Source organism: Oceaniserpentilla sp. 4NH20-0058 (genome assembly GCF_040371755.1).
Lineage (GTDB): Bacteria > Pseudomonadota > Gammaproteobacteria > Pseudomonadales > Oceanobacteraceae > Bermanella.
In genome coordinates this window covers 125,375-139,489 of record NZ_BAABWE010000011.1, presented here as the reverse complement: position 1 = coordinate 139,489, position 14,115 = coordinate 125,375, and the positions used below count along the sequence as shown (strand labels likewise).

The 14,115-nt window shown below is 42.4% G+C and carries 11 protein-coding genes and 1 riboswitch; of the genes, 8 read left to right on the top strand and 3 right to left on the bottom strand.

What is annotated here, in order from left to right; genetic code table 11:
* Positions 1–102: 102 nt before the first annotated feature.
* Positions 103–423 carry a DUF6172 family protein gene (locus ABWV45_RS14370; protein WP_353352409.1) on the top strand — a complete coding sequence of 107 codons (321 nt, stop codon included), beginning with the start codon at positions 103–105 and terminating at the stop codon, positions 421–423.
* 270 nt (positions 424–693) lie between these two features.
* Here the strand turns inward: ABWV45_RS14370 and ABWV45_RS14365 are convergent, their stop codons facing one another.
* The 3 genes from ABWV45_RS14365 to ABWV45_RS14355 form a co-directional block, all read right to left on the bottom strand.
* Entirely contained in the window at positions 694–1,173 is a 480-nt protein-coding gene (locus ABWV45_RS14365) for an acyl-CoA thioesterase (protein ID WP_353352408.1), read from the bottom strand.
* Between the two features lie 420 nt (positions 1,174–1,593).
* Positions 1,594–3,954: a CCXG family PEP-CTERM protein gene (locus ABWV45_RS14360; RefSeq protein ID WP_353352407.1), complete on the bottom strand. Its 2,361-nt coding sequence runs from the start codon at positions 3,952–3,954 to the stop codon at positions 1,594–1,596.
* A 491-nt stretch (positions 3,955–4,445) separates the two neighbouring features.
* A complete protein-coding gene (locus ABWV45_RS14355) occupies positions 4,446–6,671 on the bottom strand; it encodes a primosomal protein N' (protein WP_353352406.1) in 2,226 nt (741 codons plus the stop codon).
* A gap of 276 nt (positions 6,672–6,947) precedes the next feature.
* Between ABWV45_RS14355 and rpmE the strand changes: the two genes are divergently transcribed.
* From rpmE to ABWV45_RS14320, 7 genes are all read left to right on the top strand, one after another.
* A complete protein-coding gene (gene rpmE, locus ABWV45_RS14350; protein WP_353352405.1) occupies positions 6,948–7,163 on the top strand; it encodes a 50S ribosomal protein L31 in 216 nt (71 codons plus the stop codon).
* Positions 7,164–7,470: 307 nt separating this feature from the next.
* Positions 7,471–8,730 carry a malic enzyme-like NAD(P)-binding protein gene (locus ABWV45_RS14345; protein ID WP_353352404.1) on the top strand — a complete coding sequence of 420 codons (1,260 nt, stop codon included), beginning with the start codon at positions 7,471–7,473 and terminating at the stop codon, positions 8,728–8,730.
* A gap of 435 nt (positions 8,731–9,165) precedes the next feature.
* Positions 9,166–9,322, top strand: a riboswitch (cobalamin riboswitch).
* 125 nt (positions 9,323–9,447) lie between these two features.
* The gene (gene cbiB, locus ABWV45_RS14340) at positions 9,448–10,395 is read left to right on the top strand and encodes an adenosylcobinamide-phosphate synthase CbiB (RefSeq protein WP_353352403.1); all 948 of its coding nucleotides are present in this window, start codon (positions 9,448–9,450) and stop codon (positions 10,393–10,395) included.
* A complete protein-coding gene (locus tag ABWV45_RS14335; protein WP_353352402.1) occupies positions 10,383–11,153 on the top strand; it encodes an ABC transporter ATP-binding protein in 771 nt (256 codons plus the stop codon). Before cbiB ends, ABWV45_RS14335 begins: the two co-directional genes overlap by 13 nt.
* Entirely contained in the window at positions 11,146–12,171 is a 1,026-nt protein-coding gene (locus ABWV45_RS14330) for a FecCD family ABC transporter permease (RefSeq protein ID WP_353352401.1), read from the top strand. The genes ABWV45_RS14335 and ABWV45_RS14330 overlap by 8 nt, the downstream gene beginning before the upstream one ends.
* Positions 12,168–13,259 (top strand): threonine-phosphate decarboxylase, encoded by a 1,092-nt coding sequence (locus tag ABWV45_RS14325; RefSeq protein ID WP_353352400.1) that lies wholly within the window; start codon positions 12,168–12,170, stop codon positions 13,257–13,259. The genes ABWV45_RS14330 and ABWV45_RS14325 overlap by 4 nt, the downstream gene beginning before the upstream one ends.
* On the top strand, positions 13,249–14,106 hold the full coding sequence (locus ABWV45_RS14320; protein ID WP_353352399.1) for a cobalamin-binding protein: 858 nt from the start codon (positions 13,249–13,251) through the stop codon (positions 14,104–14,106). Before ABWV45_RS14325 ends, ABWV45_RS14320 begins: the two co-directional genes overlap by 11 nt.
* Positions 14,107–14,115: the final 9 nt, after the last annotated feature.

Here is a 14,115-nt window from a genome sequence, read left to right as displayed (position 1 = left end):
ACCATCTCATCGACCTACAAATAGCAAAACCCTTCGGTTTTGCTTCATGCTATAATCCCCCTATCTTTCCCACCTATTCGATATATCGTCATTTGGAACCCTATGAAAAAGACCTTTTCTCTGTCTCACCCTAAAAAGCAGCCTGAGCGCATGGTAGAAGCCATTAAACATGAGCTTAAAAAATACATGAAGCGCGAGCGCAATAAGGTATTGCCAAAAGACACCAACTACTGGGCGTTTGACTGTCAGTTCGGCAATACAGAGGATGAAGCCACAGAGGTGCGTCCGGGTGATTTTAATAAGCTGATCGATGCAGCGGTTGAGGCCGGTCAAACCGAATTCTACGTAGAGATTGTGGCCAGAGCAGATTTCCGTGCGGCGAAGCCAAAAGCCGTTGAAGACGATGAAACCTTTGAAGGCTAATCATGCGAAAGAATTGTAGGGTGGGTTAGCTGTGAGTGAAACGAGCAGCGTAACCCACCTTTTATTTTGATGGGTTATACTGGTACCTCGCTAACCCATCTTATAAGGTATGATGTTGTAATCGTTAAAATATAAAAGAGCGAATATCGCTCTTTTTTTGTGTCTGAGTAGTAGGTTGGATAGAACGTAAGGGACGAACGTCGTTATCCGATGTTTGGAATATTGTGCACTTCGTTTATCCACCTGCGGCTCAGACTTTCACTCAGATGCCTACCTCTGAGGATTTTTCTGCATTTGATAGGTATCCACTTCTTGTAAAATGAACTCGGGGGATAGAGATCCTTGTTTACTAATTACTAGGGCTCTAGAAGTACCTTTTGCTATCAGCTTCTCATCCTTATGAAACTCATGAGTACAATAAAAAAACTTTTCATCCCAGTGAGTGATCTTCATACTCACTTCGACCTTATCGAATAAATTTAATGGACGAATGTACTCCATTGAATGCTCTGCAATAATTGGGTTCCATTTATTTTTAATCATTAATGAAGCAAGTCCAGAACGAATAAATAAATCAACCCGTGTTAAATCGCAAAAGGTTAAATATCTACCGTTGTTCACGTGCATGTTTAGATCAAGATCATTAGGTAAAACCCTAACACTCACAGAGTTGGCTAAATCATCAATTGGAATATGTTTCTTCCGTAGAGTGCGAATAAATATCAAAAACAGTCTAAAGTATAAGTTCATTTATCACGGTCTTTATTATTGTCGTTATTAATTAGGTTGTATGGATGAATGTAATATAAAGAAATAAGCCTGTCTATTGAAACCTAATAAGGCCGCTTATAGCACTAAGTAAGTGATATAAAACAAAAATTTCAAAATCATCTCCTGAAAGCCTACTATAAAAACGATTAATTAACGGTACTAGAAGCGTCATTAGAAATACAAAGGTAATGCACATACTTGACGATTTGGCTCGGGATACCAGTTATCTTAATTCTGGATTATTACCGTTTTGGTGAGAGGTCTAATTTAAATCATTTGCAGGTGTGAATAATCACGGTGGTTAAAGGCATGTGGAACGAAGGCCATCATCGACGTTTGATAGGTTGCATTTACAACTTTGTAGCTGATCCTTCGAAAAAATTCATCAAACAAATCCGCTTATTTTAATTGAGTTTGATAAATAATATTAAATCCTGGTTGAACGGTATTTACTTGCGGTTTTAACGAACCTTCTAGGTTTAATCTAAAGTGTGTTACAGCTGGATCGTAACCATCTGCATTCGGCACTGGAGTGTAATTGAATGTGCCCCCGCTATCATTGCTGAAGCTAATATTGTCATTGATATCACTTAAAGACGTGTAAGTATAAAAGAGGCCACTTTCATTAGGTGATACATAATCAATGAAGTCAATTGGGCCGTTACCTGCAAGGTCATTAACAAATAATTCACTGTCTACATTTAATGCTTGGGTAATAATGGTGCTGTCATAATCAGTGCTGATGTTACCTTGATTAAAACCTTCAATCGTATGTTGAATCACGGCTCCGGGGATGGCTTTGGGTCTTGTTGTGCCATTGACCGGGTCACTAATGACATCAACTGAAACGTTCAATTGAATGTTGGTATTACCTGCACAATGATAAAAATACATGCTTGGAACAATTTCCGTACCGCCATTGGGCGGATTCCAATATAAATCAAATGCCGCTTGACCTGTGAATTCTTGTAATCGAAATTCGATTTCATGAAACCCTTCGGCTAATTGAATAGTTTGCACATCCACAGGGCTGCCATTGGTTCCATGCAGTTGATAAAAATGACTAACTACCGAATTGTTCAAGCGAAACTCAACAGCATCATCGCCATCCACACCAAAATCGTAATCGCCAGAAGTGGGAATATCTAAATAGCCATTCAGTACCACAAGATATTGATCGTCACCTCGATCATCAAATGGATTTTGGTTGCCGTTGATATTGTCTATAATGGTTTGCCCGTCTACAAAATTTTCATTTGCTCTGCTGTCCACAAGCGTCTGCATTTCAGATTCGTTATCTATGCTATTGTCGGGATACCCAGTAATGTCAAAGAAGCGTGCCCAGATGCCATTGTCAGGTAGTGTGCAAGTAGGTGTGACAGGGGCAATGAAATTATTGTCTACTACGTTAATGGCTTGATTTACGGTGTTGTTGCTTTTACGCACATCGTAAAAGACACTGCTTACTTCAATGCTAATATTGTCGCTTCCAGTATTTGCACTATTGGATGGTGTAATGTTAAGGGTTACTGTTGATGAATTTGAGTTAGTACCAAGTGCTAAAGCATACGAGCATTCAATATCACTTCCTACTTGGGAGCAGCTCCAGTTTGTTCCTGTATAACTGTTCATTGCAAAACCAGCAGGTAAAGAAACGGTGGTGGTAATAGGAGAGCTTGTAGTTGAGTCGCCGTTATTTGTATTACGAATGCCAAAGCTAATGTCGGATTGAATATTCACTACCCAATTACTGGGAATAGATAGGCCGCTATTACGAACCCTTAAATCAACCAATTCACATGTATCGTGAGCGCCAAATGACACGCTTGGTTCGTTTACAGGGCAAGCGCGACTTCGAATATCAATGTCATTGGTGTTAAAGGTAGTCCAGTTTCCACCTGGCCTTTTAAACTGAACGGTAATGCCACCATCGCAACAGCCTTCGAATCCGATGACTTCTAATTTATGATAGCCAGCACTTAGAGTGATACTGCCTTGCAAAACATCGGCATTGTTCCAGTTTGAAGCCCACCATAAATCGTTGTTCCAGTCTTCTTCTAGGGCTACGTCGTCTATGTATAGCGCGCCGCCTCTACCAAAATCAGCACCATAACGAAATTCCCATAACCCTCCTTCTCCAGGTGCCACTTCAAAATAACTTTCGCTATAGGCCGCAAAATTATCACCATTGCCAAATGTGGCATTTTTAGTCACACCAGTGAAATTGGTAATGAACGTACAGCCATAGCCGTCATTATTATTATTTGAATCGGTCAGGCTATCAAACTCATTAAAGGCTTGAGTTTTATTACTTGGGTTATAGCTGGTATTTCGTGCGTGGAATTTGATACCAGGTTCGACAAAAGTAAAAGGCACATTTGCCAGTGTCGATGCATTCTCATTGCCATAATATAAATATATGGTACGGGTTTGGTTGGCTAATAGAGGGGCAGAAGTGGGAAAGCGTACCCATATGCTGGCAGTTTCATTGGCTTGATCCCAGTCTTCAATCCAAAAATCCAGCGATGTGGTATCGTCGCTATCAAATATTCGAAAATCAAACCCGTCGATTGTCCAAGCATAATCGCTGTGTAAGTTCCCACCAGAAACATTTAATTTTACTTGGTAGTCGCTTAAATCAGAACCAGATTGTTCAGTGATATTAATTTGAGTTTGAAATGGCCAGTCACAACTTTGCCGTGCATGAGTAGCCGTACTGAATATCCATATTGTAAATAAAACAAAAACCGTTTGTTTCATGCTTTTAGAGAGCCAATTAAATTATGCAAAGAGTATACATGGCGATTTACTCCTATAAAAGGTGGTAAATAAATTTACAGGAATTGCATATTTATACTGAGTTTCAAGGTTGGGTTTACATGATGGGTGAATGAATGTTTATTCATAGTGGTACATTAATCTAAATGTAATTTTATGTAACAAAAAAATGCAAAGTGTTAATACGCTGAAGTTAGGCCTATAAAAAATAGAGTCGGTCGTCATACCTTACGACAAAACCCGCCGGACTGACGGTATAGACGAGACCTACTTAATTCACTGTGAGGTTGCAGTTATTTAATGAAATTGCAATTTCACAGAACAGAGATCTATTAATAAGTTGAATATAGTTGTAGGGACGTCAGTGGCGAAATCAGAGCTAGGCAAAAGTATTCTTTCGTAAGGATTTTATATTTCCATAAATGACGCATGAAAAAATATTTTTAACAACGCTCTGGTGAGTAAACTAGGCACTAAAGGTTGTCAGTAGGGTCGATGTCGAGAGACCACCTAACCTTATTAAACCCCTTAATCTCATACACCCCATTCACCACCATGTTCAAAAAATGATGTAACAATTTTCGATTCGAGCTATTGATCCACAACTGGCTTCTAAAGCGCCCGGCCCGTAGTTCCATGGGGGAAGGCAGTGGCCCTAAAAATGTAATGCCGCCCAGTTGGTTATTCTGTTGATGCCAGTTAAATAATTCACGTACGCGATGCAAAAACTGCTCGGCTTCTTTGGGGTTGGGGCTGTCGGCGCGCAACAAAGCTTGAAAGCCATAAGGTGGTAAGTGTTGTTGTTTGCGCTCGTCTAATAAGGCTAAAGAAAGTGCGTGGTAGTTTTCTTCGGTTAATAGGTGCAGCAGTGGGTGGTCGGCGAATTCGGTTTGTAAGTAGGCGCGGCCTTGGTCTTTTTCTCGCCCAGCTCGGCCACTGACTTGCAATACAAGCTGGGCGGTTTTTTCCATAGCGCGAAAGTCGGCGCTGAAAAAGCCGCTGTCGATGTTGACCATGATCACTAAGGTGACTTTGGGAAAGTGATGACCCTTGGCCAGCATTTGTGTGCCAATTAAAATACACGGTTCTCCTGCGTGTACGGGTTCTAATAACGCTTCCATGGAATCTTTTTTTGCTGTGCTGTCGCGGTCAATGCGAATCACAGGCACAGTGTTAAATTGCGCCGCTAAGTGACTTTCTAAGCGTTCGGTGCCCACGCCCATGGGATGAATATCACGGCTTAAACATTCTGGGCATTGTTTTGGTAAGGGGTTTTTATTATCGCAATGGTGGCAATGTAAGTGCGGTGGTTTTTGATGCAACGTCATTTTGGCATCGCAGCGTTTGCACTCGGCGATCCAACCGCAATCTGGGCAATATAAGGTTGGGGCAAATCCGCGGCGGTTTATAAAGACTAAAACCTGTTGCTGGTTTTGCAGGGTTTGCTGAATTTCTGCGAGCAGTTCATCGGCTAGGCCATGATGAACGGCGCGCTTTTTCATGTTGAAGATTTTTAATTGCGCATCTTGTGCGTTACCAGCCCGTTGGCGCAGTACTAGGTGTTGGTATTTTTCGTTGAGGGCGTTTTGCACGCTATCTAATGACGGTGTGGCACTGCCTAATACAATGGGCAGGTTTAATAGTTTGGCGCGCATGACGGCTACATCGCGGCCATGGTACCGAATGCCATCTTGTTGTTTAAAGCTGGCGTCGTGTTCTTCATCTATGATGATCATGGCCAAATTTGGCGCTGGGGTGAACACGGCGCTGCGGGTGCCGATGATGATTTGCGCTTTATCGCCCGCCTTGTGGTGTGCTGCCATGAGCCAAGCGTCTAGGCGTTCGCGGTCGGTGAGGGCGCTGTGCAGCAATAGTATGTTGGCTTCAAAGCGTTGAGCAAAACGCTGAATCATTTGCGGGGTGAGGCCAATTTCTGGGACTAATATTAATACTTGCTTGCCTGCTTCAATGTGTGGGGCAATGCTTTGTAAGTATACTTCGGTTTTGCCTGAGCCTGTGACCCCGTCTAATAAAAATGGTTTGAATTGTTTGGCTTGGGTGAGGGCGCTGACGGCTGTTTGCTGCTCGGCGTTTAATGTTAGAGGGGTTTGTACCGCGCTCCCGTTAATGGCTTGGAAGCTGGGCGTTTCTAACTCGTTAATAATGCCTTTGTCTTTTAAGCCGTTAATGATGGCGCTGGTGTAGCCTGCTTGGGTGAGGTCTTTGTGCTGAGCTTGGGTTTTGGCTTTAAGGTGTTCATATAACGCTAATTGCCTTGGGGCACGGCTTAGACCATTAAGTGTGTCTTCATTTATAGATGTGTTTAGGCCATAGGCCATTTCAACACTGGCGGTGGCTTGGCTGCCTTTGCGCAGTAGTACTGGCAATACCGTGTGCAGGCTTTCACCTATGGGTTGGTGGTAGTATTCGTGCATCCATAATCCCAGTTGTTGTATGTCTTGGCTGAGTATGGGGGTATGGTCAATGCGGTTGTGTATGGCTTTGAGTTTGTGGCCCGGCTGTTGGGGCTGGTCGCGAATATCCACAATAATACCCACCAGAGTTCGCGGCCCAAACGGCACGCTCACTCGCAGGCCTCTTTGGTACAGGCTGATGTCGCTGCCTGTTTCTGGCAGGTAGTCAAAGCTGCGATTGAGTGGGGCGGCAATGGCTACACTTAAATAAAAAGGTGCCGTCATGGATTCTCTTACTATTATATAGGTGGTATTGCTCCAGTGTATCACGGCCAAGAGCTGGAAATAGTCTGCACAGACGAGAAAAAATCCATGTGTGGCAGTGACTTATCCCTAGGGTAAAAAAACACATGCATCAAGGGGGCGCTTTTGATAAGATGCGCGCTCCCTAGAGGTCTGTAATTAATCTAGTCCAGCGGTGCTTATTGAGGCTCAACGCTTTCCACTCTAGGTACGGAAAGTGATAGAGAATAAGTGGCGGCACAGGAAAACGAGGTCATTATGAGAGAAGGTATTCACCCTACTTACGACGTACTTGAAGCAAGCTGTTCTTGCGGTAACGTTGTAAAAACATATTCTACTAAGCCAGGTAGCATGCACTTAGACGTATGTTCTGCATGTCACCCTTTCTATACTGGTAAGCAGAAAGTTCTTGATACTGGTGGTCGTATTGATCGCTTCAAGAAACGTTTCGGTGGTCGTACTACAAAAGCGTAATTGCTTTGACCCCAAAACGGGAAGCTTTGGCTTCCAAACAAAAAGGCGCTCTTGTAGCGCCTTTTTTTGTGCCCCAAAAATAACCAGAACACAAGAATTTGCCAATTTTTTTCCTGATATGGGTTGTGACGCGTTAATTAGGTGCATAGACGAGCCGTAAATGCGCATTTAATGTCTAATTTATTGGTCCACGGGGTATGCTGCGTTGCTAATTTGCGTAATAATACGCGACCCATCGCCTTAGCGAGACAGGCTAGCTCTATGTTTAGCTAGGATTGTGAATTTAAAAATAACGGAATTGTCGGAAATGTCAGATTTCAAACAAGATGCACTAGATTACCATGAGTTCCCAAAGCCAGGGAAAATCAGCGTTGAGCTAACCACGCCAGCCGATTCTTCTCGCGACCTATCTTTGGCGTATAGCCCAGGTGTTGCAGAGCCAGTTAAGGCGATTGCTGAAGATCCTGAGAACGCATACAAATACACAGCTAAAGGTAACCTAGTAGCGGTTATTACTGACGGTACTGCGATTCTTGGTCTTGGTGATCTTGGTCCTTTGGCTTCTAAGCCTGTTATGGAAGGTAAGTCACTTCTTTTCAAACGTTTTGCTGGCGTTGATTCAATCGACATCGAAGTAGAATCAGAAAGCCCACAAGCGTTCATCGACACAGTACGTCGTATTGCGATCACCTTTGGTGGTATCAACCTAGAAGACATCAAAGCACCTGAGTGTTTTGAAATTGAACGTACTCTTAAAGAGCAGTGCAACATCCCTGTATTCCACGATGACCAACACGGTACGGCTATCGTAACGGTTGCAGGTGCATTGAACGCTCTTGAAATTCAAGGCAAGAAAATCGAAGAAGTGAAAATGGCTGTACTAGGTGCTGGTGCTGCTGCGATTTCTTGTTCTAAGCTACTTATCCTTGCGGGTATGAAGCCAGAAAACATCTTCATGTGCGACCGTAATGGTGTTATCCATTCTGGCCGTGATGATCTTAACCAGTATAAAGCCATGTTTGCAGTAGATACTGACAAGCGTACTTTTGACGATGCACTTGAAGGTGCTGACATCTTCTTAGGTCTATCTGGTCCTGATATGGTAACTGGCGAGCAAATCAAAGCCATGGCACCAAATCCAATTATCTTCGCATGTGCTAACCCAGTTCCAGAAATCATGCCTGAAGTGGTAGCTGAAGCACGTCCTGATGCCATCATGGCGACTGGTCGTTCTGACTACCCTAACCAGGTGAACAATGTTCTTGGTTTCCCATTCATCTTCCGTGGTGCATTAGATGTTCGTGCAACGGCTATCAACGAAGAGATGAAACTAGCAGCAGCGAAAGCCCTTGCTAACCTAGCCAAAGAGCCAGTTACACAAGAAGTACTAGATGCTTATGGTGTGGATTCTATGGAATTCGGTAAAGAGTACATCATTCCTAAAGCGACGGATTCTCGTCTATTAGGTATTGTATCTACTGCGGTAGCACAAGCAGCTATCGACACAGGTGCGGCTGAAGGCCCTCTACCTGCTAACTATCCATTGAAGTCTATTGCTGACATCTAATTGGTAAGCATCTAGCTACGTTGCAAATGCTGCGTTAAAAAAATCCCGTCAATCCTCATGTATGATTTATACACTGCGGTTGCCGGGATTTTTTATGCCTTGCCTTTGCGGCCTCGCTGACGCTGCTGGAAAAAATTGAATTTAGTTTGTCTCTACATATAAGTGTTCTTCCCAGCTATTTTTTTGCCTAGCCTAAGCGTCGCCACTGACGCTTCTGTTGAATCAGAATTTTCTAAATCCCGTCAATCCTCATGTATGAATAATACACTGCGGACTGTCGGGATTTTTTATGCCTTGCTATTGCGGCTTTGCTGATGCTTTCAAAAACAATAGTAAATAGATTTAAACGCTTGATGAAAGCGTGAAGAAAAATTTAGCTGCGCCTCCCGTCTCTCGTCTCTCGTCTCGATTTGACCCTTCTTTTAAAACCACGTATAACAACGCCACTTGTTATTCGGCGTTTAACCGCCATCAGGGAATACGGTGAGCCACACTGTTAATCGTCAGGCAATTCCGTAACTGTACCCGCAACTGTAAAAGCCAAGCTATTATGAGGCTTAAGTCAGATACCTGAAAATAACATTGCATCACTGGGCGGGAGTACCCAGCATTGATCTTCTATTCTTTATGGCATTCGCCATGAAATGATTTGATCTGTGATTTATTCCCCGTATTTTTATGGAGCAACAAGATCAATGAATCTTTACATGCAGTTTTATGTTATTTGAATCCGCCATCATAGTTGTCTTGGCCCTAGGTTTAGATGCACTCTTTGGCGAGTTAAAGCGTTGCCATCCTTTAGTGTTATTTGGTCAATACGCTGATTGGTGTAAGGCGTGGTTTTATCCTAAGCAAACAATATCGCACCTTGGGGCTATTTTTTTGGGAATACTGTGTTGGTGTGTTGCTGTCATGATTCCGCTTGGAGTATTGATGTGGCTGTATTCTGTTCTACCAAATACAGGCCAATTAATATTTGAGATTTTTATTTTGTATTTAGCCATAGGTGCGCGCAGTTTGGCTGAGCATGGGCAGGCGGTGGCAAAGCCATTAATTCAAAACAATATATTGGATGCACGTGAGCAATTAAAAATGATTGTAAGCCGTGATACTCAACATTTAAACGAATCACAAATCAGTACCGCTACCGTGGAAACCATAACGGAAAATACCCATGACGGGGTGATAGGCCCTATATTTTGGTTTTTAATATTCGGTGTTGCTGGTGTTTTGGTTTTTCGTTTAGCTAATACGTTAGATGCCATGTGGGGCTATAAAAATATTCGTTATGAGTATTTTGGTAAATTCAGTGCGAGGGTAGATGATGTGCTCGGTTGGCCTAGTGCGCGGCTGACTGTACTGTTGTTTATGATAGCGGCCTTTTTAAAAGGTAAAAGGCATGGATATTGGCGTGTTGTGAAATGGGGTCGTAGTTGGTACAGCCCAAATGCGGGTCCAGTAATGGCAGCAGGCGCGTTTGCTTTAGGGGTGAGCTTGGGTGGCTCGGCCATGTATCAGGGTGTGCTAAAATCAAGACCAATATTAGGTGAGGGTGTGGCTGCACAAGGTCGCCATATTCAACAGGCCATTGGCTTAATGTACCTGAGTATAATGATGTTAGTGGTTATTTTATTTTTCATAGGCGCAATACAATGGCTTTACTGAGTGCGCAAAATCTTTGTTGGCAAGTGGCCAATAAACCTATCGTGAATGATGTGAGTTTTGACGTTCATCAGGGCCAATTTGTCGGTTTAATAGGGCCAAATGGTGCAGGTAAATCGAGCTTGATGCGCTGTTTGTATCGGGTTAATACCCCCACATCTGGCCAAGTGTCATTTGCAGGCAAAGATGTATGGCAGTTGTCAGCAAAACAAAATGCAAAAAATATGTCGGTGATTTTGCAAGAGCATAGTGATCACTTAGGGTTAACGGTTCGAGATGTGGTGTCTCAAGGTTTAACGCCACACAAATCTTTATTTGAATGGGATAACTCGCAAGACGGGTTATTGATTAATCAAGTAATGTCACAAGTTGATGTATTGGGTTTAAGTCAGTCGCCTTTTCAAACGTTATCCGGCGGTGAAAAACAGCGCGTAATGCTGGCTCGTGCGCTTATTCAAAATACTGAATTATTGATCATGGATGAGCCCACTAATCATCTTGATGTGCACTATCAGGCAGATATGATGAATCAGGTGAAGCAAATAAATAAAACAGTGTTCGCTTCGTTTCACGATTTAAATTTAGCGGCGGCATTTTGTGATTATCTATTAGTGTTAGATAAAGGCTGTCTAGTGGCCAGCGGGTCGCCACAAGATGTATTAACCCAAGACTTAATTCAATCTGTGTTTCGCACTTCGGTGAGTGTGGATGTGCACCCAACACATGGTCATCCTCGAATAACGTATCATTATCATGACTAAACTTATTTTATATTGCAGTGGTGCCATTGTTTTGTGGATCGTGATGGCGATTCTAGCCGTGAGCTTTGGTGCCGCTAATATTTCCAGTGGTGATGTGCTCTGTGTATTGTGGAACGTAATAGGGGGTGATACTGAAGTCTCTGATATTAAACAGCGTATTATTCTTGAGCTGCGCTTTCCTCGGTTAATTTTGGCATTTTTGACAGGTGCGGGTTTGTCTTTAGCGGGGGCCGTGTTACAGACCGTGACGCGTAACCCATTAGCGGACCCTTATTTGTTTGGTATTGCCTCTGGTGCATCATTTGGTGCGGTACTGGTGATTGCCTCAATCACAGGTGCCGGCATATCTGGATTTGCTATCAGTCAAATGAGTATTACCACGGGTGCGTTTATTGGTGCGGCGTTTTCTGTGTTTATTGTTTTAAGTTTGGCAGGACGGGGAATTCAAATTGAACGCATGTTATTAGCGGGTGTAGCGGTGTCGTTTATGTTTAGTGCCGGTACCAGTTTGGTGTTATATGCATCTGACCCTGAAGCCGCAGCTTCGTTATTATTTTGGACGTTAGGCAGTTTTACTCGCGCCAATTGGGACACTTTATTGGTTCCAAGCTTGGTCATTACTAGTTGTTTGATTTTGTTTTTAGGTTATGCCCGTTCACTTAAAGCGGTATTAGCTGGGGATGAAACAGCCAAAACATTGGGTGTAAATGTCACCCGATTACGCATGGCCATGTTATTACTTGGCTCACTGATCACAGCCACCTTAGTAGCGAATACAGGGGGCATTGGTTTTGTTGGACTGATGATTCCACATATCGTGCGCCGCTTAATGCCATCGCAACAGCAGTATTTCTTTTTAGGATGTACCTTTTTTGGTGGCGTATTCATGGTATGGGTGGATGTATTAGCCCGCTCATTAGTGGCGAACAATGAATTACCCATAGGTGTTATAACCGCAGCGATTGGTAGTGTGTTCTTTTTATTGGTACTGCGTAAACGCTCTTGGATTGATTCATGAATACAAGTTGTTTGCCGCCTGAACATCACCCTCAACACGGGGGGAGTCTGACCTATTATGCAAAACATTATGGCATTGAGCAGTCTAACTGGTTGGATTTAAGCACAGGTATTAACCCAAATGGATACACGCACTTTCAAATTCATAATGCGCTTTACCAGCAATTACCGGATGAGCAAGATGGCTTAACTGAAGTTGCAGCAGCTTACTATAAGTGTTCGTCATTGCTCATGGTGCCCGGCTCTAGTTGGGCGATTCAAACACTTCCCTTAATATTAAATAAAAAAAATGATCGCGCACTTAAAGTTCTATTACCCAAGATGGGGTATCAAGAGCATGCTCGAGCATGGCGGCAACATGGTGCGCACCTTCAATTTTATGATGACACACCATCACAAGCATTATTAGTTAACTGTGATATATGTGTACTGATTAATCCCAATAACCCTACTGGGCAATTAACTAAAAAAACACAAGTCATAGAAATGGCAGAAACACTGAATAACCACAATGGTTATCTTATTGTGGATGAAGCGTTCATGGATATGCATCCACATGAAAGTGTTTTGCCGGATTTAGCAAACAATATAATTGTATTGCGTTCGTTAGGTAAGTTTTTTGGTTTGGCTGGTATAAGAGTTGGCAGTGTGTTTGCTCATGCACGATTGCTTTGTGAACTTAATGAGCACTTGCCATGTTGGGCAGTGAGTCATGTCGCACGACATATAACCAAATGCGCATTACAAGATACTGCGTGGATTGAACAATCCAGATTAGCCATAAATTCCTCAGTATTGAAACTTCAGCGTTTTATCCAACAAAAATTAAAATCTGAAATTGAAGATAAAACCGTAATTATATTAAGCAGTGATTTATTTATTACATTAATATTTTCTGAATCAAGCCATGCTAAAAACAGTCATCATATTCTTTGTCAGCAGGGCATCTATACCCGCTTATTGGATGACAGAGCTGGCATTCGCCTTGGTTTACCGGTAAATAGTTACGCAAATTGGCAAAAAATAGATCAAGGCTTGAGTGCAGTCGCTAATAATATGAAACAAGGAATATTTCACAATGCAATTTAAAAAAATGGCTTTGGTCATAACTATAATATGGCTAATGCTAAATAGTGTAAAAAGTGTGGCGCAAGAGGAGAATTCTATTCAGCGTATTATTGCATTAGCACCTCATGCGGTTGAGTTAGTGTTTATGCTAGGAGCCGGAGATAGAATTGTTGCCACCACTGAATACGCTGATTATCCAGAAGCAGCCAAAAATATTCCACGCATTGGAGGCTACAGTGGCATTCAAATTGAGCGAGTACTGGAATTAAAACCAGACTTAATTATTGCTTGGCAAGGTGGGAATAAAGCACAAGATATTAAAAAAATGCAAGATTTAGGTTTGCCCGTTTATTTGAGTATCACCAAAAAACTGGATGATATTCCCAAAGAAATGCTTTCCCTTGGCGAAAAACTGGGTTTAAAAAAAATAGCTCAAGTAAATGCTAGTGAGTTTAATCAACGTCTAGCTAAAATCCGCTTAAATAATGCAAAAAAATCTAAAGTATCGGTGTTTTATCAGTTATGGAGTGAGCCATTAAGAGCCATGGCAGCAGGTTCTTGGATTAATGAAATGGTTGAGGGTTGTGCAGGGGTGAATATCTTTAATGACAATGCATTGGATTACCCGCAAGTGAGCATTGAAAATGTGCTGTTAGCCAAGCCTGATGTGATTGTTATTCCATCGCAACATGGCAGCAAGATAGAAGCAGGTGATAAATGGGCATCATGGCCTGAAATACCAGCGGTTAAAAACAAACAAATATATTTTATCAACGGTGATTTATTGCATCGTTTTTCGGGGCGAATATTACAAGGTATGCAAAATCTGTGTGATAAGTTTGATATTGCGCGTACCTATCAATTATAAAATCTGGAG